This is a genomic window from Neisseria sp. HMSC061H08 (genome assembly GCF_001836795.1).
GTDB lineage: Bacteria > Pseudomonadota > Gammaproteobacteria > Burkholderiales > Neisseriaceae > Neisseria > Neisseria subflava_A.
This window is the reverse complement of sequence record NZ_KV830556.1, coordinates 282522-306161: the sequence shown is the minus strand read 5'-3', so window position 1 is coordinate 306161 and position 23640 is coordinate 282522. Positions and strand designations below refer to the sequence as shown.

28 protein-coding genes are annotated in these 23640 nt (G+C 49.7%); 12 read left to right on the top strand and 16 right to left on the bottom strand.

Annotation, left to right across the window (positions count from 1 at the left end):
- Positions 1-20: 20 nt before the first annotated feature.
- From kdsA to HMPREF2675_RS02395, 5 genes are all read right to left on the bottom strand, one after another.
- Positions 21-863 carry a 3-deoxy-8-phosphooctulonate synthase gene (gene kdsA, locus HMPREF2675_RS02415; RefSeq protein ID WP_003747068.1) on the bottom strand — a complete coding sequence of 281 codons (843 nt, stop codon included), beginning with the start codon at positions 861-863 and terminating at the stop codon, positions 21-23.
- Between the two features lie 74 nt (positions 864-937).
- A complete protein-coding gene (gene panD, locus HMPREF2675_RS02410) occupies positions 938-1321 on the bottom strand; it encodes an aspartate 1-decarboxylase (RefSeq protein WP_003678944.1) in 384 nt (127 codons plus the stop codon).
- Between the two features lie 78 nt (positions 1322-1399).
- Positions 1400-2941: a YdgA family protein gene (locus HMPREF2675_RS02405; protein WP_070813950.1), complete on the bottom strand. Its 1542-nt coding sequence runs from the start codon at positions 2939-2941 to the stop codon at positions 1400-1402.
- A gap of 161 nt (positions 2942-3102) precedes the next feature.
- Positions 3103-3585: a hypothetical protein gene (locus HMPREF2675_RS02400; RefSeq protein WP_070813949.1), complete on the bottom strand. Its 483-nt coding sequence runs from the start codon at positions 3583-3585 to the stop codon at positions 3103-3105.
- A 1-nt stretch (position 3586) separates the two neighbouring features.
- Positions 3587-3964: a hypothetical protein gene (locus HMPREF2675_RS02395; RefSeq protein ID WP_070813948.1), complete on the bottom strand. Its 378-nt coding sequence runs from the start codon at positions 3962-3964 to the stop codon at positions 3587-3589.
- Between the two features lie 68 nt (positions 3965-4032).
- Between HMPREF2675_RS02395 and HMPREF2675_RS02390 the strand changes: the two genes are divergently transcribed.
- Together HMPREF2675_RS02390 and trpD are read left to right on the top strand one after the other, a co-directional pair.
- On the top strand, positions 4033-4623 hold the full coding sequence (locus HMPREF2675_RS02390; protein WP_070813947.1) for an aminodeoxychorismate/anthranilate synthase component II: 591 nt from the start codon (positions 4033-4035) through the stop codon (positions 4621-4623).
- Positions 4624-4711: 88 nt separating this feature from the next.
- Entirely contained in the window at positions 4712-5740 is a 1029-nt protein-coding gene (gene trpD, locus HMPREF2675_RS02385) for an anthranilate phosphoribosyltransferase (RefSeq protein WP_070813946.1), read from the top strand.
- A 64-nt stretch (positions 5741-5804) separates the two neighbouring features.
- Here trpD and HMPREF2675_RS02380 read toward each other — a convergent pair whose 3' ends face one another.
- The 6 genes from HMPREF2675_RS02380 to HMPREF2675_RS02355 all read right to left on the bottom strand — a co-directional run bounded on the left by HMPREF2675_RS02380 (position 5805) and on the right by HMPREF2675_RS02355 (position 10299).
- Positions 5805-6119 carry a CsbD family protein gene (locus HMPREF2675_RS02380; protein WP_070813945.1) on the bottom strand — a complete coding sequence of 105 codons (315 nt, stop codon included), beginning with the start codon at positions 6117-6119 and terminating at the stop codon, positions 5805-5807.
- Between the two features lie 119 nt (positions 6120-6238).
- A complete protein-coding gene (locus tag HMPREF2675_RS02375) occupies positions 6239-6805 on the bottom strand; it encodes an SGNH/GDSL hydrolase family protein (RefSeq protein WP_070813944.1) in 567 nt (188 codons plus the stop codon).
- A gap of 122 nt (positions 6806-6927) precedes the next feature.
- On the bottom strand, positions 6928-7185 hold the full coding sequence (locus HMPREF2675_RS02370) for a hypothetical protein (RefSeq protein WP_004519821.1): 258 nt from the start codon (positions 7183-7185) through the stop codon (positions 6928-6930).
- 89 nt (positions 7186-7274) lie between these two features.
- Positions 7275-7757 carry an SEL1-like repeat protein gene (locus tag HMPREF2675_RS02365; RefSeq protein ID WP_070813943.1) on the bottom strand — a complete coding sequence of 161 codons (483 nt, stop codon included), beginning with the start codon at positions 7755-7757 and terminating at the stop codon, positions 7275-7277.
- Positions 7758-7828: 71 nt separating this feature from the next.
- Positions 7829-9991, bottom strand: a complete 2163-nt coding sequence (locus HMPREF2675_RS02360; protein ID WP_070813942.1) for a heavy metal translocating P-type ATPase — start codon at positions 9989-9991, stop codon at positions 7829-7831.
- 98 nt (positions 9992-10089) lie between these two features.
- Positions 10090-10299, bottom strand: coding sequence for a heavy-metal-associated domain-containing protein (locus HMPREF2675_RS02355; protein ID WP_003674677.1), 210 nt, complete (start codon positions 10297-10299; stop codon positions 10090-10092).
- 147 nt (positions 10300-10446) lie between these two features.
- On the opposite strand from HMPREF2675_RS02355, the gene cueR reads away from it, so the two are divergent.
- Positions 10447-10839, top strand: a complete 393-nt coding sequence (cueR, locus tag HMPREF2675_RS02350; RefSeq protein WP_070813941.1) for a Cu(I)-responsive transcriptional regulator — start codon at positions 10447-10449, stop codon at positions 10837-10839.
- A gap of 249 nt (positions 10840-11088) precedes the next feature.
- Here the strand turns inward: cueR and HMPREF2675_RS02345 are convergent, their stop codons facing one another.
- Complete coding sequence (locus HMPREF2675_RS02345; RefSeq protein ID WP_004519826.1) at positions 11089-11298, bottom strand: heavy-metal-associated domain-containing protein; 210 nt, start codon at positions 11296-11298, stop codon at positions 11089-11091.
- 144 nt (positions 11299-11442) lie between these two features.
- On the opposite strand from HMPREF2675_RS02345, the gene HMPREF2675_RS02340 reads away from it, so the two are divergent.
- The 3 genes from HMPREF2675_RS02340 to HMPREF2675_RS02330 all read left to right on the top strand — a co-directional run bounded on the left by HMPREF2675_RS02340 (position 11443) and on the right by HMPREF2675_RS02330 (position 14925).
- Positions 11443-12615, top strand: coding sequence for a sugar transporter (locus HMPREF2675_RS02340; protein WP_070813940.1), 1173 nt, complete (start codon positions 11443-11445; stop codon positions 12613-12615).
- Positions 12616-12880: 265 nt separating this feature from the next.
- Positions 12881-14299, top strand: a complete 1419-nt coding sequence (locus HMPREF2675_RS02335; RefSeq protein ID WP_070813939.1) for an SLC13 family permease — start codon at positions 12881-12883, stop codon at positions 14297-14299.
- 116 nt (positions 14300-14415) lie between these two features.
- Positions 14416-14925, top strand: coding sequence for a peptidylprolyl isomerase (locus HMPREF2675_RS02330; RefSeq protein ID WP_070813938.1), 510 nt, complete (start codon positions 14416-14418; stop codon positions 14923-14925).
- A 76-nt stretch (positions 14926-15001) separates the two neighbouring features.
- On the opposite strand, the gene HMPREF2675_RS02325 is transcribed toward HMPREF2675_RS02330, so the two are convergent.
- The gene (locus HMPREF2675_RS02325) at positions 15002-15499 is read right to left on the bottom strand and encodes a YbhB/YbcL family Raf kinase inhibitor-like protein (protein ID WP_002232090.1); all 498 of its coding nucleotides are present in this window, start codon (positions 15497-15499) and stop codon (positions 15002-15004) included.
- A gap of 186 nt (positions 15500-15685) precedes the next feature.
- Between HMPREF2675_RS02325 and HMPREF2675_RS02320 the strand changes: the two genes are divergently transcribed.
- Together HMPREF2675_RS02320 and HMPREF2675_RS02315 are read left to right on the top strand one after the other, a co-directional pair.
- A complete protein-coding gene (locus tag HMPREF2675_RS02320) occupies positions 15686-16522 on the top strand; it encodes a KPN_02809 family neutral zinc metallopeptidase (RefSeq protein WP_070813937.1) in 837 nt (278 codons plus the stop codon).
- Positions 16523-16643: 121 nt separating this feature from the next.
- Entirely contained in the window at positions 16644-18026 is a 1383-nt protein-coding gene (locus HMPREF2675_RS02315; protein ID WP_070813936.1) for a phosphomannomutase/phosphoglucomutase, read from the top strand.
- A gap of 102 nt (positions 18027-18128) precedes the next feature.
- On the opposite strand, the gene rpe is transcribed toward HMPREF2675_RS02315, so the two are convergent.
- Entirely contained in the window at positions 18129-18809 is a 681-nt protein-coding gene (rpe, locus tag HMPREF2675_RS02310; RefSeq protein WP_070813935.1) for a ribulose-phosphate 3-epimerase, read from the bottom strand.
- A gap of 277 nt (positions 18810-19086) precedes the next feature.
- Between rpe and HMPREF2675_RS02305 the strand changes: the two genes are divergently transcribed.
- Positions 19087-19515, top strand: a complete 429-nt coding sequence (locus tag HMPREF2675_RS02305) for a Spy/CpxP family protein refolding chaperone (protein ID WP_036490577.1) — start codon at positions 19087-19089, stop codon at positions 19513-19515.
- Between the two features lie 63 nt (positions 19516-19578).
- Here the strand turns inward: HMPREF2675_RS02305 and HMPREF2675_RS02300 are convergent, their stop codons facing one another.
- Both HMPREF2675_RS02300 and HMPREF2675_RS02295 read right to left on the bottom strand, forming a co-directional pair.
- Positions 19579-20445, bottom strand: a complete 867-nt coding sequence (locus HMPREF2675_RS02300; protein ID WP_070813934.1) for an ATP-binding protein — start codon at positions 20443-20445, stop codon at positions 19579-19581.
- A 16-nt stretch (positions 20446-20461) separates the two neighbouring features.
- Positions 20462-21076, bottom strand: a complete 615-nt coding sequence (locus tag HMPREF2675_RS02295) for a riboflavin synthase (protein WP_070813933.1) — start codon at positions 21074-21076, stop codon at positions 20462-20464.
- 125 nt (positions 21077-21201) lie between these two features.
- On the opposite strand from HMPREF2675_RS02295, the gene rlmJ reads away from it, so the two are divergent.
- From rlmJ to HMPREF2675_RS02280, 3 genes are all read left to right on the top strand, one after another.
- Complete coding sequence (gene rlmJ, locus HMPREF2675_RS02290) at positions 21202-22047, top strand: 23S rRNA (adenine(2030)-N(6))-methyltransferase RlmJ (protein WP_070813932.1); 846 nt, start codon at positions 21202-21204, stop codon at positions 22045-22047.
- A gap of 130 nt (positions 22048-22177) precedes the next feature.
- Complete coding sequence (locus tag HMPREF2675_RS02285) at positions 22178-22531, top strand: hypothetical protein (RefSeq protein WP_070813931.1); 354 nt, start codon at positions 22178-22180, stop codon at positions 22529-22531.
- 67 nt (positions 22532-22598) lie between these two features.
- Positions 22599-23573 carry a class 1 fructose-bisphosphatase gene (locus HMPREF2675_RS02280; RefSeq protein WP_070813930.1) on the top strand — a complete coding sequence of 325 codons (975 nt, stop codon included), beginning with the start codon at positions 22599-22601 and terminating at the stop codon, positions 23571-23573.
- Positions 23574-23640: the final 67 nt, after the last annotated feature.

Sequence of the window (23640 nt, the reverse complement as noted above, 5' to 3'; positions counted from 1 at the left end):
GCCTTTTAATTGATTGACCCTTAACGAATATCCATAGGTGCAAACGATTTCACGGTTTCATCAATCGCTTTAACACGGGTCAGGAAGTCTTCCAATTGGGCAAGCGGCAATGCGCTTGGGCCATCGCATTTGGCTTGGTCTGGATTGGCATGGGATTCGAGGAACAAACCGGCCAATCGGGTTGCCATGCCGGCAAGCGCCAAGTCCAATACTTGGGCGCGACGGCCGCCTGATGCGGCAGCACCGGATTCGCGCGTTTGCAGGGAATGGGTTACGTCAAAAATAACGGGCAGGTTGTGACACGTTTTTTTCATCACGCCAAAGCCGAGCATATCGACCACCAAGTTGTCGTAGCCGAAGTTTGCGCCGCGTTCGCACAAAATGATTTGCTCGTTGCCTGCTTCTTGGAATTTCTCGACGATGTTTTTCATTTGAGACGGGCTGAGGAATTGCGGCTTTTTGATGTTGATGACATTGCCGGTTTTCGCCATTGCCACCACCAAATCGGTTTGGCGTGCCAAGAATGCTGGCAGCTGGATGACATCGCAGACTTCGGCAACCGGCTGACATTGGTAAGGCTCGTGAACATCGGTAATCACGGGAACATTAAACTCGCGCTTCACCGCTTGAAAAATCTTCATGCCTTCATCCAAACCCACACCGCGGAAAGAGTGGATGGAAGAGCGGTTTGCCTTGTCGAAAGAGGCTTTGAACACGTAAGGGATGCCGAGTTTATCGGTTACTTTAACGTATTGCTCACAGGCTTTCAGCGTAGAGTCGAGGTCTTCAAGGACATTGATGCCACCGAAAAGGGTAAAGGGCGCATCGTTGCTGACGGTGATGTTGTTGATTTGGATATTCACGGCAAAGCCTTTCAGATAAGTTGAATTTGGGAAACAGGCCGTCTGAAACGTTTCAGACGGCCTTTGTTTGAATATTACAACACGGTGTGCGGCGGCTCATAAGAAATCACGTCGCGGATTTTATTGTTTTCATCGACAAGGACGACTTTCGGCTCATGCGCTGCAATTTCGGGTTCGGACAACATGACGTAAGACATGATGATCACGATATCGCCTTTTTGAACCAAACGCGCAGCCGCGCCATTCAAGCAAACGACGCCGCTGCCGCGTTCACCGGGGATGGTGTAGGTTTCAAGGCGTTCGCCGTTGTTATTGTTGACGATGGCGACTTTTTCGTTCACGCAAATACCTGCCGCATCCAGCAGGTCTTGGTCAACGGTAATGCTGCCGACGTAGTTGAGGTCGGCTTCGGTAACGGTGGCACGGTGGATTTTGCCGCCGAGCATGGTACGGAACATGGGTTTCCTTTTTGATTGTGGGTTGATTTGCGGTTTTAACTTCAGTGAAGCTAAAACCGCTGTTTGTGTGATTGAGGATTAGTTATTGGGAAAGTCTGCTTCGTCAAACTCAGGTTCCGGGTCGCTTTGAAGGACTTTTCCGTTTAATTTCAACTCGCTGTTTTGCAGAGTCAGATGGGTTTTGACATTATCGTCTTCTAAGGTCAGATATTTCTCGCTTGCCATGCTTTTGATGGTGCTGTCTACCATCAGGCGCAAGGTCTCGTTGATATCGTCAATACTGGCGCGGCCTGCGGCTTCATCTTCGGCATTGACGCTAAACAGGCTGCTTGCCTGGTTGACGGCGAGCTGCTCCAACAATTTTTGCGGTACGCTCATGTTGAAGTCGGCTTCGGTTTTCTTCAGCATATCGCCCAAATTGTTGAGGTCTTTGGCTGCCAAACCTTTAAACGCGAGTTTGCCGCTGACATCGACATCGCCATGAGGCATGGTGAATTTGAAGGTTTTGACGTTTAAAACCGGATTATTGGTAAACAGGCCCGAAGCCTCGTTTTTGGCCGTCTGAATCAAGGAAGCCTGAATTTCTTCTTCGCTCATTTTCTTCACGGACACTTCGGCAATTTTGTTTTTCAATGCCAAAAGTGATGCCGCATCCAAATGCTCGGCAGCGACATTGATGTCCAGAGGGCCGTATTTGTCTTCGCCATAAGTCAGGCTTTCAAATTGGAAGCGGCCTTCACTGTTGATGAATTTATCAACTTCGCCGGTCTGAGTATCGAAACGCAGTTTGCTGACTTCGATTTTAGATGGAGCAATCGTGCCGGTCGGATTGATGAATGCACCGATTTGCAGGTTGGTCACAAGGTTGACCAGTTCGTTCAACTTAACGTTGTAATCGATGTTTTCTTTCCATTGCAACAGGAATTTATCCAGCGTAATGCTGCTCTTGCCCAAAGCAAGCTTGGTCAGGCCGTCTTCCGTTTCGGATTGGAAGTGCAGGTTTTCCAAAGACACATCGCCTTTGTCGGCCAATTTGACTTGTAAAGACGGCGCAAGGTAATCGTGGCGATAGCTTTTGAAGCCTTGGCTGTAATCGGTATTGCCGCCAAAGCCTTTCCAGTTGAGCTTGATACCGGAAAGCTCTTCATAGTCGAAGGCAGGGATATTGAGGCTGAGTTTGCCGTCGCCGGAAAGGTAAACCGTATTGGTCATGGTCAACGGCGTTTGCTGGCCGAAGAAGCGGTCCAAAACTTTTTTGGTTTCCGGATGATATTGGAACTCGGTCTCTACGTGTGCACGCGTACCGAAGCCGCCGGCAAACGGGCCGTGGGTCACGTGGTTGATGACCGTAATCGGCTCTTGCAGGACGGTTTTCAAATTGTCCGGCAGGTATTTTTGCGTATTTTGAAGCAGGGTCGGTTTGAGGCGGATGACGGTCGTCTCGGTTGAACTGAACCAGCCGCGATCGTATTGGTGGGACTCAACGGTCAGGAAACCGGATTCCTGCAACAGCTTTTGTTGCTCGGTCAGGCTTTCTTCCGCTTTGACACCAAGATAATAAGGCGTGCCGAGCGCAGCGGCGACAACGACGGCGGTAGTCGGGATAAGATACTTTTTCATCACTTCAAACAGATTAGGTTCAAAACATAAAGCATAGCATTTTTTAGTTGTTTTGTCTTATCCGCCGTTTCAGACGGCCTTTTGGGCTATGGCTTGCTGATTTCAGACGATCTTTTTAATTTAGTTGGGTTTTAAACCCAACCTACGCTTACTACAACTTACTAAATTTCATTTAAAAAATCAGGATTTTCAAATAACTTATAAATAAAACTCTCTATTGAATCAGCTAAGGGATTTTCCATATCCCATATCCAATAGACAGGTTGTTTAGGCTTATTTAAATTTCGCCTATCAAAACAAATAAAATATTCACTAAATCTTTCGAAAAATGGTACTTGATATGGCTCAATAATAAAATTAGAAGAAACTTGTTCTGACTCCCCAATCAATATATCTAAAATGGATAAAGGATCCATAATTCGATTATCGGACTCTGATCGAATACTTCCACTTTCATTTACAGTAAGAAAACCATAACCAATTTCTTTCCAAAAGCAGAATAAATCATATGGAATTTGGATATGCTTTTCTAACTCTAGAAAATCACTATCTAGTAATTTAAAAAATAGATTTTTCTCTTGGCATAATGAATACTCATTGAAATTATTCACAATAATAGAAGAATTTTTTATTCGTTCAAACATATTATCTATCCAATTTTTTTTGAAGATTTCTTAATGGTCCATCTGCCCGATGAATGCCGCCTTGATGCTGTTCAGGATACCTAGCTGGAGTAATGTTTTGCCAAATATTACCACCATTATTTTCTAATGGTTGAATATGGTGAGCATCATACTTACTTCCTGTTGGCTTTATAAGCCTACCAGTTCTGGAAGATATTACAGGTTCAGTATAAGTTGGCCATTTTTTCCCTGTATTCTTTTCCCATTCTCGAATCAAGGCATCTCGATTTTTACCAAATTCTGCCCTACGTCTAGCTAACTCCTGCTGGCTTGGTTTGACCGTACCATGAGTTCTTATGTATTTAAGTAATCCTAAGGTAAAGATTGTGATATTATGCAAACATAAACGATTTTTACACTTTTGGCAGGCCTTATCCTGTCTGCCAAAATGTCATTAAAGGTTTGCAAATGCTTTTATTCATTGATAATTACGACAGCTTCACCTACAACATCGTCCAATACTTTGCCGAATTGGGGCAGGAAGTTTTGGTTCGCTGCAACGATGAAATCACCATCGAAGAAATCGAAGCCCTGAAACCTCAATATCTGGTCATCGGCCCCGGCCCTTGTTCCCCGAAAGAAGCAGGCATTTCTGTTGCGGCCATGCAGCACTTTGCCGGCAGGCTGCCCGTTATGGGCGTGTGCCTCGGCCATCAAACCATGGGCGAAGCGTTCGGCGGCAATGTCGTGCGCGCGCAAACGATGATGCACGGCAAAGTCTCCCCCGTTTTCCATCACGGCACAGGCATGTTTAAAGACCTGCCCAATCCGGTCAACTGCACGCGCTACCACAGCCTGGCCATCGACCGCACCACCCTGCCCGACTGCCTCGAAATTACTGCATGGACGGAAGACGGCGAAATCATGGGCGTACGCCACAAAGAATATGCCGTCGAAGGCGTACAGTTCCACCCCGAAGCCCTGCTGACCGAACACGGCCACGATATGCTGAAAAACTTCTTGGAAGAATTCAAAGACTACCGCCCACAAAAATCTTAATGAAAGGCCGTCTGAAATGTGTTTGACAGTGTTCAAACCGCATTTTCAGACGGCCTGAATCACATCGGACACGAACAAAGGAACAATCATGATTACCCCTCAACAAGCGATTGAACGCCTCATCAGCAACAACGAACTTTTCTACGATGAAATGACCGACCTCATGCGCCAAATCATGAGCGGCCAAGTTCCGCCCGAGAAAATCGCCGCCATTCTGACCGGTCTGCGGATTAAAGTTGAAACCGTTTCCGAGATTACCGCCGCAGCCAGCGTAATGCGTGAATTCGCCACCAAAGTGCCGCTGGAAAATGCCGATGATTTGGTCGATATTGTCGGCACAGGCGGCGATGGTGCCAAAACTTTCAATATTTCCACGACTTCCATGTTTGTCGCAGCGGCGGCTGGCGCGAAAGTCGCCAAACACGGCGGCCGCTCCGTTTCTTCATCCAGCGGCGCTGCCGATGTCATGGAACAAATGGGCGCCAACCTCAACCTCAACCCCGAACAGGTCGCCCAAAGCATTCAGCAAACTGGCATCGGCTTTATGTTCGCACCCAACCATCACAGCGCCATGCGCTATGTCGCCCCTGTCCGCCGTTCGCTCGGTTTCCGCAGCATCTTCAATATCTTGGGCCCGCTGACCAATCCGGCCGGCGCAGCAAACCAACTCTTGGGCGTGTTCCACATCGACTTGTGCGGCATTCTTTCCCGCGTATTGCAACAACTGGGCTCCAAACATGTTTTGGTTGTATGCGGCGAAGGCGGTTTGGATGAAATCACGCTGACCGGCAAAACCCGCGTTGCCGAACTGAAAGACGGCAAAATCACCGAATACGATATCAGCCCGGCCGATTTCGGCATGGAAATCCGCCGCAATTTGGACGAAATCAAAGTCGAAAACGCGCAAGAATCCCTGCAAAAAATGAACGAAGTGCTGGATGGCAAAGTCGGTGCCGCACGCGACATCGTCGTCCTCAATGCAGCCGCCGCGCTCTACGCAGGAAATGTGGTCGCATCGCTGGCGGACGGTGTCAAAGCCGCGCAAGAAGCCATCGACTCCGGCAAAGCCAAAGCCAAAAAAGACGAGTTTATCGAATTTGGCAAACAGTTTGCCTAAACTTTAAAACCATAAACAAAGGCCGTCTGAAAAATCTTTCAGACGGCCTTTTATTCTTTAAATATTAAAATTTGCTTTTAATATCATTAATCAAGCCTTCAGCTTTTTCTTTGGCTTCTTCAGCCAAGTGTGCTACTTTCTCTTTGGCTTCACCTGCAAAGTTTTCTACTTTTTCTTTAGCCTCGCCTGCGAAGTGCGCCGCTTTTTCTTTGGCTTCACCTGCAAAGTTTTCTGCTTTTTCTTTAGCATCCGCAGCAACTTCTTTTGTCTTACCGACGCCTTGTTGAACTACGCCTTCAGCTTTGAGTTTGGAATCGTCAAGAACTTCGCCGGCTTTCTCTTTTACTTCACCGCTGATTTGATCTAATTTGCCAGTCATCATTTATTCCTTCTTAGTTTCATGTTGATAAGAGTAATCACTATATCCCAAAAGATATTGGGTTGCAACTTAAAGTCTGTCTCAATATTAAAAACATAATAAAAATGGATTACGTCAAGTTAGCACAACTGTTTCAATATCGCTTCGGCTACTGCCTTGCCTATCATCTTACTGCCAAACTCATTGAAATGAAGCCCGTCGCACAGCATCACATCAGTCAAATCCTGCTCAAACATCAGGCTGTATAAATCATTGATGGCAAAGCCATATTGCCTTGCCAAATCCTCCGCCACACGGTTATAGGCCTTCAAATCAGCCAGATAGCGGCGCGAGGGTTTGACGATATTGTGTACGCTTTCCAAAAACGGCGTACTGCACGCCCAAATAATTTTTGCACCTGTCTGTTTCAAATAATCAAAAATTTGAATCAGGTTGCTGCGATAGGTTTTTATATCGGCCACCGGCTCATTACAGCCTTGATTATGGCGGATGTCGTGCAAACCGCAATTGATGTGGATAATGTCTCCCACAGTCGCGCCCTCTGTCCATTGCCTGATATGCTCTAACACATCATGCGACGAACGGCAGTTTTCCGATGGAGAAACAATATCCACCTCAGGCAAAGCGGCGCGCGTGTAAGGCTCCGAAGCAAGCCGAACGGAGTCGCCGATTAAGTAAACGGTCATTTTTGTTCTCCTCCCTTTATTTGAACCAACAGCAAGGCCGTCTGAAATATCACTTATATTATTATAAGAGTGCTATTTCAGACGGCCTTAACTTCAGTCAAGTTCTATCGTTAAATTATCAATTAACGCTGACTGTTTTTATAAAAATCAATTAATTGCTTGGCCTGCAACATGGGCAGCCCAAAACGGTCGCTCACGGCTTTCAAATCCTTCCATTCCTGACCGGTCAGATTCTGCCCAACCCATTTGAGGTTTTCCGGATTGCTTTTGATTTTCTCAAAATACGCCTGCTTGCGTTTCCAGTTACGCGACCACACCAGCAACATGGTAAAAATACATAAAACAATCAATACAATATTGGTAAACAACATCATGTCCATACGACATACTCCCGCTTGAGTCTCGAAATCAGAAAATATGGATTAAAGGCCGTCTGAAAAACAATCTTCAAACGGCCTCAGCGTGACGCTCAACGTTGCATTTCCATCATTAACGCCTGACAAGCGGATTCGTTTTCCAAAGCACAAGATTCGCTCAGTTGGTTTAAACGGCTGTCGCGGTCTGGTGTATTGCCTTGCGCCATCTCTGCTTTAGTTTCTTCAAAATTGGTACAGGCATTTTCATAACCGCCTTTACAGGCTCGCTCGTAGAGCTTGACTGCGGCGGCATAATCCATGCCTAAACCGCTGGACGGATTGAGATACAGATTACCCAAAACATTGCAGCCGCGCATATTGCCGCCATCGCAGGCTTTTTTCAGAAACGGATAAGCATGAGCAGGCGCTTCAAGATAATCGCGCATCCAAACGGCCGCAGTGACACAACTTTCCAGATTGTTCCGATTGCATTCTCGTATCAGCTTATCGTGCTGCTTCTCGCTGTAATCCCCAGCCTGCACGCTAAACCCCGTAGCAACCAATGCCAAGCCAAACAATAAACGAAGTGTTCTCATCTGATTATTCCTTCAAAAATACTTAAATGACAGGCCGTCTGAAAAACAATCTTCAGACGGCCTTTATATTATCACTCAATCTTCACCCGTTTCAGGCGCAAGGCATTGCTCAACACGGAAACCGAGCTTGCCGCCATTGCCGCACCTGCGATAACAGGGTTTAGGAAGCCGAGCGCGGCGAGCGGAACACCCAATATATTGTAGAAGAAGGCGAAGAACAGGTTTTGCTTGATGTTTTTCAAGGTTGCCTGCGACACCAGCAGGGCATCGGCGAGTTGGTTGACCGAATGCTGCATCAGCGTGGCGGATGCGGTATGTTCGGCAACGTCCGCACCGCCCTTCATGGCGAAACTGACGTTGGCGGCGGCGAGCGCGGGCGCATCGTTGATACCGTCGCCGACCATCGCCACGGTTTTGCCGGCAGCTTTGAGTTTCTGCACTTCGGCAGCTTTATCGCGCGGACTCATATTGCCGAAGGCGTGTGCGATGCCCAGTTGTTTGGCGACGTATTCGACCGTGCCTTGGTTGTCGCCGCTCATGATGTAAACATCGATATTGTGTTTTTTCAGACGGCCTATGGCTTCGGCGGTATCGGCTTTCAACGCGTCGGCAAGTGCGAATGCGCCGATAGGTTTGTTATCGACTGAGACTGCAACAATGCTTGCAATATCCCAAACGCCGTCTGAAAACTTCGGCAAGGTCAATTCGGCAAATTCGGCTTTGCCTGCTTTCACCAAACCCACGCCTTCCACTTCGGCGGTAATGCCTGCGCCGACAACAGTTTGCGCGTTTTGTGCGGCAGGAATCTCCAAGCCGCGCGCTTGGGCGGCGGAAACGATGGCGCGGGCAAGCGGATGAGCGGCGTTTTGTTCGACGGCGGCGGCGATGCGGTACAAAGCGTCTTCGTCAAAGCCGCTGTCGGGAACGCAATAAACGGCGGCAACCTGCGGCCTGCCTTCGGTCAGCGTGCCGGTTTTGTCCAACACGACGGCATCGACATGGGCGGCTTCTTCCATCGCCGCCGCGTCTTTGAACCAAATGCCGTGTTTCACCGCCTTGCCCATGCCGACCATAATCGCAGCGGGCGTCGCCAGACCGAGCGCGCACGGACAAGCAATTACCAAAACGGCAACGGCGTGCATCAGAGCAACCGTCCAATCGCCTTTCACCAGCCAAGTGGCGATAAAAGTCAGAAGCGCGATGCCCACGACGGCAGGCACAAACACCGCCGCCGCCTTGTCTGCCACGCGCGCAATCGGCGCTTTACTGCCCTGCGCTTCGGACAGCGCGTTCATCATGTCGCCAAGCAGGGTTTGGCTGCCGAGTTGTGTGGCGCGGTACACCACGCTGCCTTCGGTCATCAACGCACCCGCCAATACTTTTCCGCCCGCTTTTTTCTCTTCGGGGTTGGATTCGCCGGTAAGATGGCTCTCATCCGCCCAACCGCTGCCGCTCTCGATGATGCCGTCGGCGGCAATGCGTTCGCCGTGGTTGGCGCGGATAAGGTCGCCGATTTGCACTTGGTCGATGGGCAGTTGTTTCCATTCGCCATCGCGTTGCACGTTGACTTGGGTCGGCGTGAGTTTGAGCAGCAAGCCCAAGCTGTTCAGGCTGGATTTTTTGGTGCGGTGTTCCAAAAATTTGCCCAGCGACACAAAACCGATCACCATCACGCCTACTTCAAAATACACGTGTGCCATGCCGTGCGCCGCGTGCGGGCTGAAAAACAGCATATAGACGGAATACAGGTAAATCGATACCGTACCGATGGTAACCAGCACGTCCATGTTCGCCAACCCGCCCTTAATGCTCGCCCACGCGCTTTTGTAAAACGGCACCGCCAGCCAAAGCTGCACCACGCTCGCCAGCGCAAACTGCCATACAGGCGGAATCATCCAATCGTGCCGCCCGATCATCATCCCTGCCATGCCGATAAGGAACGGAATATTGATGGCCAACAAAAGCCACAGCCTCCAGCTTACATGCGCTGCTTCTTCGGGCTGCGGCAGCGCGTCTTCCGTTTTTTCCTTCGCGCCGTAGCCGGTTTTCTCGATAATTTTGGCGATGTCGGCTGCGGAGGTTTTGCTGTCGTCAAACGTAACCTGCGCTTCCTCGCTGGCAAAGTTCACCCCTGCCGATTCGACAAAATCTTTTTTGTTCAACACTTTTTCAATACGCGAAGCACAGGCCTGACAAGTCATGCCTTCGATTTGAAAACGGACTTTTTGTTGCATGGTTTCTTCCTTCTGAATGTGGTTGGGCTACCTGAAAAAAGCGGAGCAGGATTTCAGGTAGCCTTTGGGGTGTTGCAGTCGATTTGTTGCGATTCGATTTACAAAGCCGCATCAAAGCCGCCGTCTTCCACCGCTTCTATCAGCGCGGCGGGGTTGGTTTGGGCGGGGTCGAATTCCACGACGGCATTCTTGTTTTCCAGGCTCACTTCGGCCTTGTCCACGCCGTTTACGCCTTCGAGGATGCTGGTAACGCTTTTCACGCAGCCGCCGCAGGTCATGCCTTCGATGTTTAATGTGATGGTTTGCATAGGGTTTCCTTTCTGTTGGAATGAGGCTGAGGTTTTAAAGCCCGTTGCAGCCAAAGCTTTCAGGTAACCTGAAATGATGGGTCTGCTCTTGCTTTCCCGCTAAGTGCCGCCACTATAAAGCTTTACCCGAAGTAAAGGTCAAGCATCATGATGAACATCAGCCAGGCCGCGGCCGAGAGCAGCCTTTCCGCCAAACAAATCCGCGACTACGAAAAGCACGGCCTAATCGCCCCGGCCGCGCGCAGCGAAGCGGGCTACCGCCGCTACGGACATGCCGACCTTGTCCGGCTGCGCTTTATCCGCCATGCGCGGGAAGTGGGCTTTTCGCTGCCGCAGATCGGGCAGCTTTTGAGCCTGCAACACAACCCGCAGCGTACCAGCCGCGAAGTGAAAACGCTCACCGCGCGGCACATCGCCGAGCTGGAGGCCAAAATCGAACGCTTGCAGGGCATGGTGGCCGAGCTGCAACGTTGGCACGATGCCTGCGCGGGAGACGACTGCCCGGATTGTGCGATTTTGGCCGGACTGGAGGAGCGTTAGGCGGCTTGGGCAGAATAGAAACAGGTTACCTGAAAAGTTTCAGGTAGCCTTAGTCGGCCGCTAACGGTTTGGTACAGGCCTCGTCGTAATACGGCAGCCACTTGCCGCCGCTTTGCTTCAGATATGCGCGAAAACTTTTGTTTACCCGTGTGGCGGTGTAATCCAAATAATGGCAAAAAGTAAGTGATCAAGAGACAAAGGCCGTCTGAAGCGTTTCAGACGGCCTTTATTCAAAAATACGCTTATCGGTTACAAAGCCACATCGTAGCCGCCGTCTTCTACGGCATCAATCAGCGCGTCGGTATCTGTCTTGCTTTCATCAAAAGTAATCACTGCATTTTTGTTTTCCAAGCTGACTTCTGCTTTTTCCACGCCTTCTACGCCTTCCAAAAGACGGGTTACGCTTTTCACGCAGCCGCCGCAGGTCATGCCGTCGATGTTGAGGGTAACAGTTTGCATTTGTATTTCCTTTCATTCAAACAAATATGGTTGCCAAACACTTTACTCCTTACGCAAACAGCTTGCAAATTCTTTATTAAGGCCGTCTGAAAAATGCAGATAGGCGTACAATAACGCCTTTTGCTTCATCAAACGGACATAATAATGACTTCAACATTCAAACAATGGGTTAGCGTATGCGCGCTGGCGGTGGGGGCGTTTATTTTCAATACCACCGAATACATTCCGATTGCGCTTTTGAGCGACATTGGTCAGAGCTTTGGCAAACCGGCAACGGAAGTGGGCATGATGATTACGGTGTATGCGTGGATTGTTGCGCTCCTATCGCTGCCGCTGATGCTGATGACGAAAAACATCGAACGGCGCAAATTATTGCTGATGCTGTTTGCACTGTTTGCGCTGTTTCACGCGCTGTCGTTCTTTTCTTGGAACTTCAACATCCTCTTGGTCAGCCGTATCGGGATTGCGCTGACACACGCGGTATTTTGGTCGATTACGGCCTCGTTGGCAGTCCGCCTTGCGCCAGACGGTAAGACCAATCAGGCTTTGGGCCTGCTCAGTACGGGTACGGTTTTGGCGATGGTGTTGGGTATTCCGCTCGGACGTGTGGTCGGGCAATATTTTAGCTGGCAGCTCAGTTTCCTGCTGATCGGCGTCTGTGCTGCCGGCGTAATGCTGGTGTTGGCTAAAAACCTGCCTGCTTTACCCAGCCAAAATACCGGCTCTTTAAGCAGCCTGCCGAGTTTGTTCAAACGCCGTAACCTGATGCTGCTCTATGCCATGACGGTGTTGATTATTACGGCACATTTCACGGCATACAGCTATATCGAGCCTTTTGTGTTGCAAGTTGGCGGATTTAAGGCAGAACAAGTTACCATCGTTTTGAGCCTGTACGGTTTGGCAGGATTTGCCGCGTCTTATCTGTTTGGCAAATGGTTTGCCAAAGCGCAACGTTTGTTTATGCTCGGCGCGGTGGCGGTCATCCTGCTCTCCGCCCTGCTGCTTCTGCCGCTTGCCTCTTTCCCGTATGCGGTATATGCGCTAGTGTTTATTTGGGGCGTGGCCATCGTCATCGTCAGCTTGGGCATGGTATCGAAAGTCTTGGCATTTGCCTCGGATGCAACTGATGTGGCCAACTCGATTTATTCAGGTTTGTACAATGTCGGTATCGGCGGCGGTGCACTTTTGGGGCATTATGTGACCGTCTGGTTCGGCCTTTCCAATATCGGCATTGCAGGCGCGCTCTTAGCTGCTGCAGGTTTTGCCGTTTGCGGTTTGTTGTTTAAGGAACAAGACAATCTGACGCAAAATGTTTAAATCCATATAAATCAGGATGGTATTACTGACTCTGCCGTAATTTTGGCAATTTTACCGATTTGTCCTGATTCTTATTAGCTCACAATGGGTTTTCATTCCACCGGATAAGCAGTTTTCTTGCTGCTTATCCGGTTTTCATTTCATTTTTAAAAAATAATTTACAATTTGTTTACACTACATCAAATTACAAATATACTGTCGCCTATTAGGCCGTCTGAACGTACGGCTGAAAAGAAAAACCAATCATGTTTCAGAGGAATACATCATGGACTTAAACGCCAAGGATAAAACTCAGCATCCTGAGAACGTTGAGCTTCTCAGTGCGCAGAAGCCGATTACCGACTTTAAAGGACTGCTGACGACCATTATCTCTGCTGTTGTCTGCTTCGGCATTTATTACATCCTTCCCTACAGCACCGATGCCAACAAAGGTATCGCACTGTTGATTTTCGTTGCGGCACTTTGGTTTACCGAAGCCGTACACATCACGGTAACCGCATTGATGGTACCAATTCTCGCCGTCGTACTCGGCTTCCCCGACATGGACATCAAAAAGGCGATGGCGGGCTTTGCCGATCCGACGATTTACATCTTCTTCGGCGGTTTCGCGCTTGCAACCGCCCTACACATGCAACGTCTCGACCGTAAAATCGCTGTCAGCCTGTTGCGCCTGTCCCGCGGCAATATGAAAGTTGCCGTGTTGATGCTGTTTGCCGTTACCGCCTTCCTGTCTATGTGGATCAGTAACACTGCTACTGCAGCGATGATGTTGCCTTTGGCAATGGGTATGATGAGCCACCTCGACCAGGAAAAAGAACGCAAAACCTACGTTTTCGTCCTGCTCGGTATCGCCTACTGCGCCAGTATCGGCGGCTTGGGTACCGTGGTCGGTTCTCCGCCGAACATGATTGCCGCCAAAGCGCTGAACTTGGACTTCGTCGGCTGGATGAAGCTCGGCCTGCCGATGATGCTGTTGATTCTGCCGTTAATGCTGTTCTCCATGTACGTCATCCTCAAACCTAATTTGAACGAGCGCGTGGAAGTTAAAGCCGAATCTATCCCTTGGACTTTACACCGCATGATCGCGCTGTTGATTTTCTTGGCCGCCGCCATCTCTTGGGTATTCAGCTCCAAAATCAAAGACGCATTCGGTATTTCCAACCCCGATACCGTTATCGCCCTGATTGCCGCCGTTGCCGTCGTTGTATTCGGCGTGGCGCAATGGAAAGAAGTTGCCCGCAATACCGACTGGGGTGTATTGATGCTCTTCGGTGGCGGCATCAGCTTGAGCGCTTTGTTGCAATCTTCCGGCGCATCTGAAGCACTGGGTCAGCAAGTTGCTTCCACGTTCGCCCACTCTCCTGCATTGCTGGTGATTTTCGTGGTTGCAACCTTCATCATCTTCCTGACCGAGTTCACCAGTAACACGGCTTCCGCCGCCCTGCTTGTGCCTATTTTCGCCAGCATCGCCGCGCAAATGGGTCTGCCTGAACAAGTCTTGGTATTCGTTATCGGCATTGGCGCATCTTGTGCCTTCATGCTGCCGGTTGCCACGCCGCCTAACGCGATTGTGTTTGGTACAGGCTTGATTAAGCAACGCGAAATGATGAATGTCGGCTTATTGCTGAATGTCCTCTGTATCCTGTTGGTTGCGCTGTGGGCTTATTTCGTCCTGATGCCGTAAACCCGTAAACATAGTCCAGGCCGTCTGAAAGAATATTTTTCAGACGGCCTTGAAGTTTGTCGTTCAGACACAATTTAACGAATGATTCAAAACCGGATTCTAACGAAAGGAAACCCATGATTATCCTGCACACCAATAAAGGCGACATCAAAATCGAACTCGATTTCGACAAAGCCCCCATTACTGCTAAAAACTTCGAGCAATACGTTAAAGACGGCTTCTACGACGGCGTAATCTTCCACCGCGTTATCAAAGGCTTTATGATTCAAGGTGGCGGCATGGATGAAAACATGAACGAAAAAGAAACCCGCGATCCGATTCAAAACGAAGCGTCCAACGGTTTGCCTAACGAAAAATACACCATCGCCATGGCGCGTACTTCCGATCCGCACTCTGCCAGCGCGCAATTCTTCATCAACACTGCCGACAACGCTTTCCTGAACTTCCGTTCTAAAGAATTGTACGGCAAAACCGTCGTCCAAGACTGGGGCTACGCCGTATTCGGCAAAGTCGTTGACGGTTTTGATGTAGTCGATGCCATCGAAGGCGTTTCTACCAAACGCCACGGCTACCACGACGATGTACCGAGCGAACCCGTCATCATCACCAAAGCCGAAGTGGTTTAATTGATTTGATTTCCCATAAAAACAGCCTGTCCGAATTAAAACCGGACAGGCTGTTTTTCAATAATGACGCATACCGTCACACATCATAAGTACCGACTACGCATGCCGAATCCAACACATGGCCCTGCATGGCAAAATGCAGCTCATTAAAGCGGAAACCGCGCGGCAAATCCAAAACAGTGTCCAGCGCGTACACAATCAGCTCGTAACGATGGCGGTTGTTCGGTGGCGCCATACCGCCATAAAACGAAGCCTCTTCGATTTCAAATTTACCCAACGCGCTCGCCCAAGTGTTCGCGCCTTGCGTGAAATCCGTTGCAGAAATACTTTCATTTTCTGCCACGGAAGTACGTTTCAAATCCGAAATCAACCAATGCGTCCATACGAAACCCGATGCCGAAATGGCATCTTTGTCTTCCAATACCACGGCAAACGATTTTGTTCCCTCCGGCGCATCTTCGATCTCAAAAGGAATCGAATAAGAAGGCATACCGCTCGGGCTAAACTGGCTGCCGCGCTTGCCGTATTTGTCTTCAAATTCACCGTTGACAATAGCTTTACTGCTAACTTTCATCTTATATCTCCCAATAGTAGGTTTGTTCATTCTAACAAACACCAAGGCCGTCTGAAAGATACTGCCGTTTTCACTTTCCCGATACCGCATTTTCAGACGGCCTCCAGCAATATTCGCAATTCGATCAAACACATTCGACATTCCATAGTATAATCCGCCGCATGAAAACTACACAGGATACACATTATGGATTGGAAAGGTCGTGAACAAAGCCAAAACGTCGAAGATCGCCGCGGAAGCCGTGGCGGCGGCGGCAAAACGCCGGGCATACTCGGCATTATCGTGGTTTTGGTCGGCGCATATTACGGCGTGGATTTGAGCGGCTTGGTTGGCGGCTCATCTTCGATGGGCATTCCTACCCAGCAAGCCTCCCGACTCGACAGCCAACAAGAAGCCGAGTTGAATGAGCTGTCCCGCGTCGTCCTTGCCGATACGGAAAAAGCATGGAGCAAATATTTCCAACAACACGACCAACGCTATACACCGGCAATCATGGTGTTGTATGAAGGCGGTACGTCCACTGCCTGTGGTACGGGTCAATATACCATGGGTCCGTTTTACTGCCCGGGCGACCAAAAAGTTTATTTGGATTTGAGCTTCTACGAAGACATGCGCACCAAGCTCGAATCCGCCAGCGATGCCGCGTTTGCCTACGTTATTGCCCATGAAGTCGGCCATCACGTTCAAAACCTGCTCGGCATCCTGCCTAAAGTCCACAAAATGCAGCAGCAAGTCGGCAAGAAAGAGGCCAATGCCCTTTCCGTCAAACTCGAATTGCAGGCCGACTGTTTCGCCGGTATTTGGGGACACTACGCCGTCAACAACAATATCTTCAAAGCCGAAGACATTCAAAAAGCCATGCTTGCCGCCGAATCCGTCGGCGACGACCGTTTGCAGAAACAGGCTCAGGGCTATGTTGTTCCCGACAGCTTTACCCATGGCTCATCCGAAGAACGCATGACTTGGCTCAAGCGCGGTTTGGAAAGCGGCGACATCAACCAGTGCAACACTTTTAACAATTGATTCGTCCAAGCAACACTGTTCTTTGATGTAACGACAAAAGGCCGTCTGAATTCTTCAGACGGCCTTTTAGCCGTGTTAGAATAACGCCTATTATTTTCCCTTAAATTCAAAGGAAATCCACATGGCAAATATCGCCCGCGACATTTTCAAAGCCTACGACATCCGAGGCATCGTCGGTAAAACCCTGACCGACGATGCTGCCTACTTAATCGGCAAAGCCATTGCCACCAAAGCCTCCGAAAAAGGCATTACCCGTATCGCACTCGGCCGCGACGGCCGTTTGAGCGGTCCCGGCCTGATGGCACAAATTCAACGCGGTTTCACAGACAGCGGCATTGACGTCCTCAACGTCGGCATGGTTGCCACCCCTATGCTCTACTTCGCAGCCATCAACGAATGCGGCGGCAGCGGCGTGATGATTACCGGCAGCCACAATCCGCCCGATTACAACGGTTTCAAAATGATGCTCGGCGGTGACACGCTTGCAGGCGAAGCCATTCAAGAACTTTTAGCTATTGTTGAGAAAGACGGTTTTGTTGCCGCCGACAAACAAGGCAGCGTAACCGAAAAAGACATCTCCGGCGAATACCACAACAACATCGTCGGCCACATCAAGCTCAAACGCCCGATGAAAATCGTGATTGATGCGGGCAACGGTGTCGGCGGCGCATTTGCAGGCAAACTCTACAAAGGTTTGGGCAATGAAGTTACCGAACTTTTCTGCGAAGTGGACGGCAATTTCCCTAATCACCACCCTGATCCTTCCAAACCGAAAAACCTGCAAGACCTTATCGTCGAGCTTAAAAACAGCGATGCCGAAATCGGCTTGGCATTTGATGGCGATGCCGACCGCTTGGGCGTGGTCACCAAAGACGGCAACATCATCTATCCAGACCGCCAACTGATGCTTTTCGCGCAAGACGTGTTGAGCCGCAATCCTAAAGCCAAAGTGATTTTCGACGTCAAATCCACCCGTCTGCTCGCGCCTTGGATTAAAGAACACGGCGGCGAACCTGTAATGGAAAAAACCGGCCACAGCTTCATCAAATCCACCATGAAAAAAACCGGCGCACTGGTTGCCGGTGAAATGAGCGGCCACGTTTTCTTTAAAGAACGCTGGTTCGGCTTCGACGACGGCATGTATGCCGGCGCACGCCTCTTGGAAATCCTGTCTGCCTTCGACAATCCGTCCGAAGTGTTAAACAAGCTGCCGCAAAGCATTTCCACTCCGGAACTCAACATTGACCTGCCGGAAGGCAGCAACGGCCACAAAGTGATTGAAGAGCTGGCTGCCAATGCCAAGTTTGAAGGTGCGACCGAAATCATCACCATCGACGGCTTACGCGTTGAATTCCCTGACGGCTTCGGCCTGATGCGTGCTTCCAATACCACGCCGATTTTGGTATTGCGTTTTGAAGCGGATACGCAAGAAGCGATTGAGCGTATTCAAAACCAATTCAAAGCAGTCATTGAAAGCAATCCAGCATTGAAATGGCCGCTGTAAGGGTTTAGGCTAAAAAAGGCCGTCTGAAAATCATTTCAGACGGCCTTTAATATTAAACATTGATTATTTAAAAGTTTGAAAACCGAGAATATCCCGGCTTAATTATCCGACTTGCGCTAACTGCTGACGCATTTCATCGATAACGGCTTTGTAATTCGGTTTGCCAAAAATCGCCGAACCGGCCACAAACGTATCCGCACCTGCCGCCGCAATTTCAGCAATATTGTCTGCCTTCACGCCACCATCGACTTCCAATGCGATATGGCGGCCGCTTTGCCGTTCATACTCGTCCAACATCTCGCGCACTTTGCGGATTTTCACCAGCGTATTCGGGATAAAGCTTTGTCCGCCGAAGCCCGGGTTGACCGACATCAGCAACACCATATCCAGTTTGTCCAAAACGTTTTCCAGAATATTGACCGGCGTAGCAGGGTTCAATACCAAACCTACCTGACAGCCGTATTCTTTAATCAAACCCAAGCTGCGGTCGACATGGCGGCTGGCTTCCGGATGAAAAGTAATAATATTGGCACCGGCTTTGGCAAACGAATGAATCAAATCGTCCACCGGCTCAACCATCAAATGCACATCGACCGGCACGGTTGCATACGGTTTCAAAGCCGCGCAAACCATAGGGCCGAAAGTCAGATTCGGCACATAATGATTGTCCATCACGTCAAAATGAATCAAATCCGCACCGGCGCGGATAACTTCGGCAACCTCTTCGCCCAAGCGGGCAAAATCGGCAGACAAAATACTGGGGGCAATACGGTAGTCGGTCATGTTTATTCTCCTAAAGTGTGTTCCTTTGTCATTATCGCATTTTTAATCCTATGTTGTATGCTGCCGACAACATCTCTGCCGTCATTTTTATGAATTTACATTTCATATACATTAATGAAACTTATAATCACATAGTAAGGCTTTGAAAATAAATTATTAGATTACATACATCTGCAAAAAAATCTAACATCATTAACAAAAGTTAACTGCATTGATACTGCCTTTCACACGCTTATCGGTTATATTTCCAAACCTGATGAAACATTAGGAAAACACCGTGTCTGTCGCACTTTCCCGCTATCCGACTTTTACTTTCTTAGCACTCGCCCTACTCTGTTCCAGCCTGCCTGCCCATGCAGGTCCGTTTCTGGCCACTTTGGACGACTTCCACCCCAATTGCGATATCCGACAGCTTAATCTATCCGCCGACCAACACGCCGCCCTGCGCCGCCTGCGTACCGACTTCAAACAAATCAACGATAAAGCCTACCGCAAAACCGTACGCTCTGACCGCAACCGCCGTCAAACCATCATCAAAATCCTCTCCGGCGACTCATTCGATTCAAACGCCGCCCGCGACTATGTTGAAAGTCGCTACCTCTCCAGCATGGACTATGCAGTGGATGAAATGGAAATCCAATACCGCCTCTATCATCTGCTCAATCCGCGCCAACGCCAGCAGTGGTTGTCTTCATGCTTGCGCTGATGGATAAATAAAAATACAAAAGGCCGCCTGAAACCATATTCAGACGGCCTTTACTTTTCAGCCTTAATCTAGCACTCTTTCTTCCGGCAACCGTCCTGCCCAGTCGCAGGCAAACTGCCACGCCGAACGGCCTGAACGGCTGCCGCGCATTTGCGCCCATTGCAACGCGGCTTGGCGCGCGGTATCGTCAAAAGGCACATTGAAATCGTCCAACCAGTTGGCTACAGCGGTCAAATAATCGTTTTGGTCAAAAGGATAAAAACTCAACCATAAGCCGAAGCGGTCGGAAAGGGAAATTTTCTCCTCGACGGCTTCCTTCTGATGGATTTCGCCGCGGGTGCCCGTAGTACCGCCGTTTTCATCCATGTATTCGGGAATTAAATGGCGGCGGTTGGACGTGGCATAAACCAAAACATTCGTGCAACGTTGCGACAGTCCGCCGTCTAAAGCAGTTTTCAAGGCTTTATAGGTTTCATCACCACTTTCAAACGACAAATCATCGCAGAAAACGATAAATTTCTCGGGACGCTCGGACAACAGTGTCAACAAAGCCGGCAGACTGATCAAATCGCTTTTGTCCACTTCAATCAGTCGCAGGCCGCGCTCGGCGTATTCGTGCAACAACGCTTTAACCAAGGAAGATTTACCCGTACCGCGTGCGCCGGTCATCAAGACATTATTTGCTGGGCGACCTGCCAAAAATTGCTCGGTATTGCGTTTCAGCCTGTCAGTTTGCGAACCGACTGCCGCCAATCTGCTCAAAGGAAACGTATGCGGACGCGGCAGGCTTTCCAAAATACCTTTTTTGCCCACGCTGTGCCAACGGTAGGCCAAAGCGCGCCAGTCGGTTTTACCGGCTTCGTCAGGCAGGATTAAATCCAGACGGTTTAAAACGGAATTAGCTTTTTTCAAAAAATTGGATAATTTCATTTCGGCTTTCTTTTTTTCAGACGGCCTTTTGTGCCAATACTCGCATCACGGTATCGACAACGGCTTGGGTTTGCGGATCGATTTCAATATTGATGAGGTCGCCTTCTTTGCGGCTGCCAAACAGGGTACGCTCCAAAGTCTCCGGAATCAGGTGTACGCAAAATTCGCTGTCGCCGACTTCGCCTATGGTCAGGCTGCAACCGTCCAAACCGACAAAGCCTTTGGTCAGGATATAGGGCTTGAGGTTTTCCGGCAGCTCAAACCAAACTGTACGGTTGAACTCGCTGGATTCGATACGGGAAATTCGGGTAACCGCCATCACATGGCCGCTCATCACATGGCCGCCGATTTCATCGCCAAACCGCGCCGCGCGTTCCAAGTTGACACTGTCGCCGACTTTCAAGCTGCCGAGATTGGTTTTGCGTAAGGTTTCGTCCATCAAATCAAAGCTGACTTTGTTGCCGTCGATTCGGGTAATGGTCAGGCAGCAGCCGTTGTTGGCGACAGAAGCGCCGGTTTGCAGATTGTCGGCGATTTCGGGGGGCAGCTCGACAGTGTGGGTACGAAAGTCGGGCGAAGGTTGGACGATGTCTGTAATTTTGCCCATGCCTTGTACGATGCCTGTAAACATGATGTCTTCTTTCCGATGGTACGATAAGGCGGATATTGTAGCATTTTCCAGGCACAAAGGCCGTCTGAAAGCGGTGGTGTCGATGGTTTGGGGTATAATCGGATTTTTATTTCCGCCGCCCAATCATGCTCAGCTACCGCCACGCCTTCCATGCCGGCAACCATGCCGATATGCTCAAGCACTTTACCCTCTTCCTCGTCCTCGAATATTTCAACCGCAAAGACAAGCCTTATTGGTATATCGATACGCACAGCGGTGCCGGTTTGTATGATTTGGGCGGCGACGAAGCGCAAAAAGTCGGCGAATACAAACAAGGCATTGCGCTCTTGGAACAAGCTGACAAGCTGCCTGCCGAATTGGCCGAATTTATAGGCCGTCTGAAACAAATCCTGCCGCAAGACAACCTTTACTGCGGCTCGCCTTGGCTGGCACAGGCGCTCACGCGCGACAGCGACAAAATGCGCCTCTTTGAGCTGCATCCTGCCGATTTTGTCCATTTGCAAAACAATATGCGCGAAGTCCGTCCGACGCGCAAAGTACAGGTCAGCCAAGCGGACGGTTATCAAGGCCTGATTTCGCTCTTGCCTCCTCCGCCCCGCCGCGCCGCCGTCTTGATTGATCCGCCCTACGAAGAAAAACAAGACTACCGCCGCGTCGTCCAAGTTTTGAAAGATGCTTTAAAACGCTTTGAAACCGGCTGCTACATGGTTTGGTATCCCTGCTTGAGCCGCGAAGAAAGCCGCAAACTGCCGGACGAACTCAAAAAAATCGCTCCCGACAATTATCTGCACGCCGAGCTTCATGTCCATACGCCGCGCAGCGACGGCTTCGGTATGCACGGCAGCGGCATGTTCGTCATCAATCCGCCCTATATGCTTGCCGAACAGTTGCAAAACAATCTGCCCGAGCTTTCCAAAATTCTGGCGCAAGATGCCGGCGCGCATTATGTATTGGAAAGCAAAACGAAATAAACGTTGCCGTCTGAACGCATACCCAAGCGCTTCGATTTTGCCGCCATACCCGTTCAGACGGCCTTAAACCTTTATACTTAAGCCTTTTTCCACTACAATTCACAACATAACAATTAACGGCCGTCCACTCATGAATATACGCACACCCCTAGCCTGCACGCTCCTGCTTTGCGCATGCAGCGAATCTGTAAAAAACGAATTTAAAGAAGAATTTACCCAAAGTTTCCGCACCGAATTTGTCCGCTCGGCAACCGAAGCCTGCGTAGAAAAAGCCTCCGGAAAAAGCCCGTTTGATTCCGTGACCACTGAAAAAATCTGCCGCTGTATCGGTGAAAAAACAGTTGATAAAATCAGCCCTGAAGAAGCAACCTCGCTTTTGGGCGGCAGCAACACCATGAGCGACGAGCTGAAAAAACACATCAAGGATGTCAGCATCGCCTGCACTAAAGAAGTTTTAGGCATGGCCGAGAGCAAAACCAAATGAACACGCCGTTTTCAGACGACCTGAAATTGAAAAATATTCGATTCAAACTTAGGAAAAGAGTGAAACCATGAAGACATTGAACCAATTCTTAGCCCAACACCTGCCCGAACACAAACTGCCGCAAGAGCTGGCCGGCGTACTGGAATCCGTAGCCGCCGCCTGTTTGGACATCAACGCCAAAGTCCGCCTCGGCGCGCTTTCCGGCGTTTTAGGCATGGCCGGTACCGGCAACATCCAAGGCGAAGACCAAAAGAAACTCGATGTCATCGCCAACAACATCATGATTGATGTTTTAAAAGCCAATGCCAACATCGCAGGCCTTGCCAGCGAAGAAGAAGACACCTATGTCGCCACACACGACAACGGCGGCTATTTGGTATTGTTTGACCCGCTGGACGGCTCTTCCAATATCGACGTCAACATCTCCGTCGGCACCATCTTCTCCATCTTGGCGAAACCTGAAGGCGCATTGACTACCGAATCCTTCCTGCAAAAAGGCCGCGACCAAGTGGCCGCAGGTTATGTTTTATACGGTCCGCAAACCCAACTGGTACTGACTGTCGGTCACGGCGTATTCGTATTCACTCTGGACGATGCCAACCAATTCCTGCTGACCAAAGAAAATCCGCGCGTTCCCGAATCCACTAAAGAATTCGCTATCAATATGTCCAACCAAAGACATTGGTTCGCCCCTGTTCAACAATACATTGACGAATTGCTGGCAGGCGAAACCGGCGTACGCGGCAAAAACTACAATATGCGCTGGGTAGCCAGCATGGTTGCCGAAATTCACCGCATCCTGATGCGCGGCGGCGTATTCATGTATCCGCAAGACAAACGCGACCCATCCAAACCGGGCAAACTGCGCCTGATGTACGAAGCCAACCCGATGAGCCTGATTATGGAACAGGCCGGCGGCGCATCAAACAACGCCATCGAAGCCATGCTCGACATCCAACCTACCGGTCTGCACCAACGTGTTGCCGTATTCATGGGCAGCCGCGAAGAAGTCGAATACGTTTACAATCTGCATCAAAAATAATCAGATGTATTGATTTCAAACCCAAAAAAGGCCGTCTGAAATATAATTTTCAGACGGCCTTTGGTTA

Coding starts and splice junctions, on each gene's coding strand:
- rpe (WP_070813935.1), bottom strand. CDS start 18,809: ATGACCGACTACCGTATTGCCCCCAGTATTTTGTCTGCCGATTTTGCC.
- HMPREF2675_RS02285 (WP_070813931.1), top strand. CDS start 22,178: ATGAATATACGCACACCCCTAGCCTGCACGCTCCTGCTTTGCGCATGC.
- HMPREF2675_RS02280 (WP_070813930.1), top strand. CDS start 22,599: ATGAAGACATTGAACCAATTCTTAGCCCAACACCTGCCCGAACACAAA.
- HMPREF2675_RS02300 (WP_070813934.1), bottom strand. CDS start 20,445: ATGAAATTATCCAATTTTTTGAAAAAAGCTAATTCCGTTTTAAACCGT.
- HMPREF2675_RS02380 (WP_070813945.1), bottom strand. CDS start 6,119: ATGACTGGCAAATTAGATCAAATCAGCGGTGAAGTAAAAGAGAAAGCC.
- HMPREF2675_RS02320 (WP_070813937.1), top strand. CDS start 15,686: ATGGATTGGAAAGGTCGTGAACAAAGCCAAAACGTCGAAGATCGCCGC.
- rlmJ (WP_070813932.1), top strand. CDS start 21,202: ATGCTCAGCTACCGCCACGCCTTCCATGCCGGCAACCATGCCGATATG.
- HMPREF2675_RS02390 (WP_070813947.1), top strand. CDS start 4,033: ATGCTTTTATTCATTGATAATTACGACAGCTTCACCTACAACATCGTC.
- HMPREF2675_RS02370 (WP_004519821.1), bottom strand. CDS start 7,185: ATGGACATGATGTTGTTTACCAATATTGTATTGATTGTTTTATGTATT.
- HMPREF2675_RS02340 (WP_070813940.1), top strand. CDS start 11,443: ATGACTTCAACATTCAAACAATGGGTTAGCGTATGCGCGCTGGCGGTG.
- cueR (WP_070813941.1), top strand. CDS start 10,447: ATGATGAACATCAGCCAGGCCGCGGCCGAGAGCAGCCTTTCCGCCAAA.
- HMPREF2675_RS02400 (WP_070813949.1), bottom strand. CDS start 3,585: ATGTTTGAACGAATAAAAAATTCTTCTATTATTGTGAATAATTTCAAT.
- HMPREF2675_RS02295 (WP_070813933.1), bottom strand. CDS start 21,076: ATGTTTACAGGCATCGTACAAGGCATGGGCAAAATTACAGACATCGTC.
- HMPREF2675_RS02335 (WP_070813939.1), top strand. CDS start 12,881: ATGGACTTAAACGCCAAGGATAAAACTCAGCATCCTGAGAACGTTGAG.
- trpD (WP_070813946.1), top strand. CDS start 4,712: ATGATTACCCCTCAACAAGCGATTGAACGCCTCATCAGCAACAACGAA.
- HMPREF2675_RS02360 (WP_070813942.1), bottom strand. CDS start 9,991: ATGCAACAAAAAGTCCGTTTTCAAATCGAAGGCATGACTTGTCAGGCC.
- HMPREF2675_RS02375 (WP_070813944.1), bottom strand. CDS start 6,805: ATGACCGTTTACTTAATCGGCGACTCCGTTCGGCTTGCTTCGGAGCCT.
- HMPREF2675_RS02355 (WP_003674677.1), bottom strand. CDS start 10,299: ATGCAAACCATCACATTAAACATCGAAGGCATGACCTGCGGCGGCTGC.
- HMPREF2675_RS02365 (WP_070813943.1), bottom strand. CDS start 7,757: ATGAGAACACTTCGTTTATTGTTTGGCTTGGCATTGGTTGCTACGGGG.
- HMPREF2675_RS02330 (WP_070813938.1), top strand. CDS start 14,416: ATGATTATCCTGCACACCAATAAAGGCGACATCAAAATCGAACTCGAT.
- HMPREF2675_RS02315 (WP_070813936.1), top strand. CDS start 16,644: ATGGCAAATATCGCCCGCGACATTTTCAAAGCCTACGACATCCGAGGC.
- panD (WP_003678944.1), bottom strand. CDS start 1,321: ATGTTCCGTACCATGCTCGGCGGCAAAATCCACCGTGCCACCGTTACC.
- HMPREF2675_RS02345 (WP_004519826.1), bottom strand. CDS start 11,298: ATGCAAACTGTTACCCTCAACATCGACGGCATGACCTGCGGCGGCTGC.
- HMPREF2675_RS02325 (WP_002232090.1), bottom strand. CDS start 15,499: ATGAAAGTTAGCAGTAAAGCTATTGTCAACGGTGAATTTGAAGACAAA.
- HMPREF2675_RS02405 (WP_070813950.1), bottom strand. CDS start 2,941: ATGAAAAAGTATCTTATCCCGACTACCGCCGTCGTTGTCGCCGCTGCG.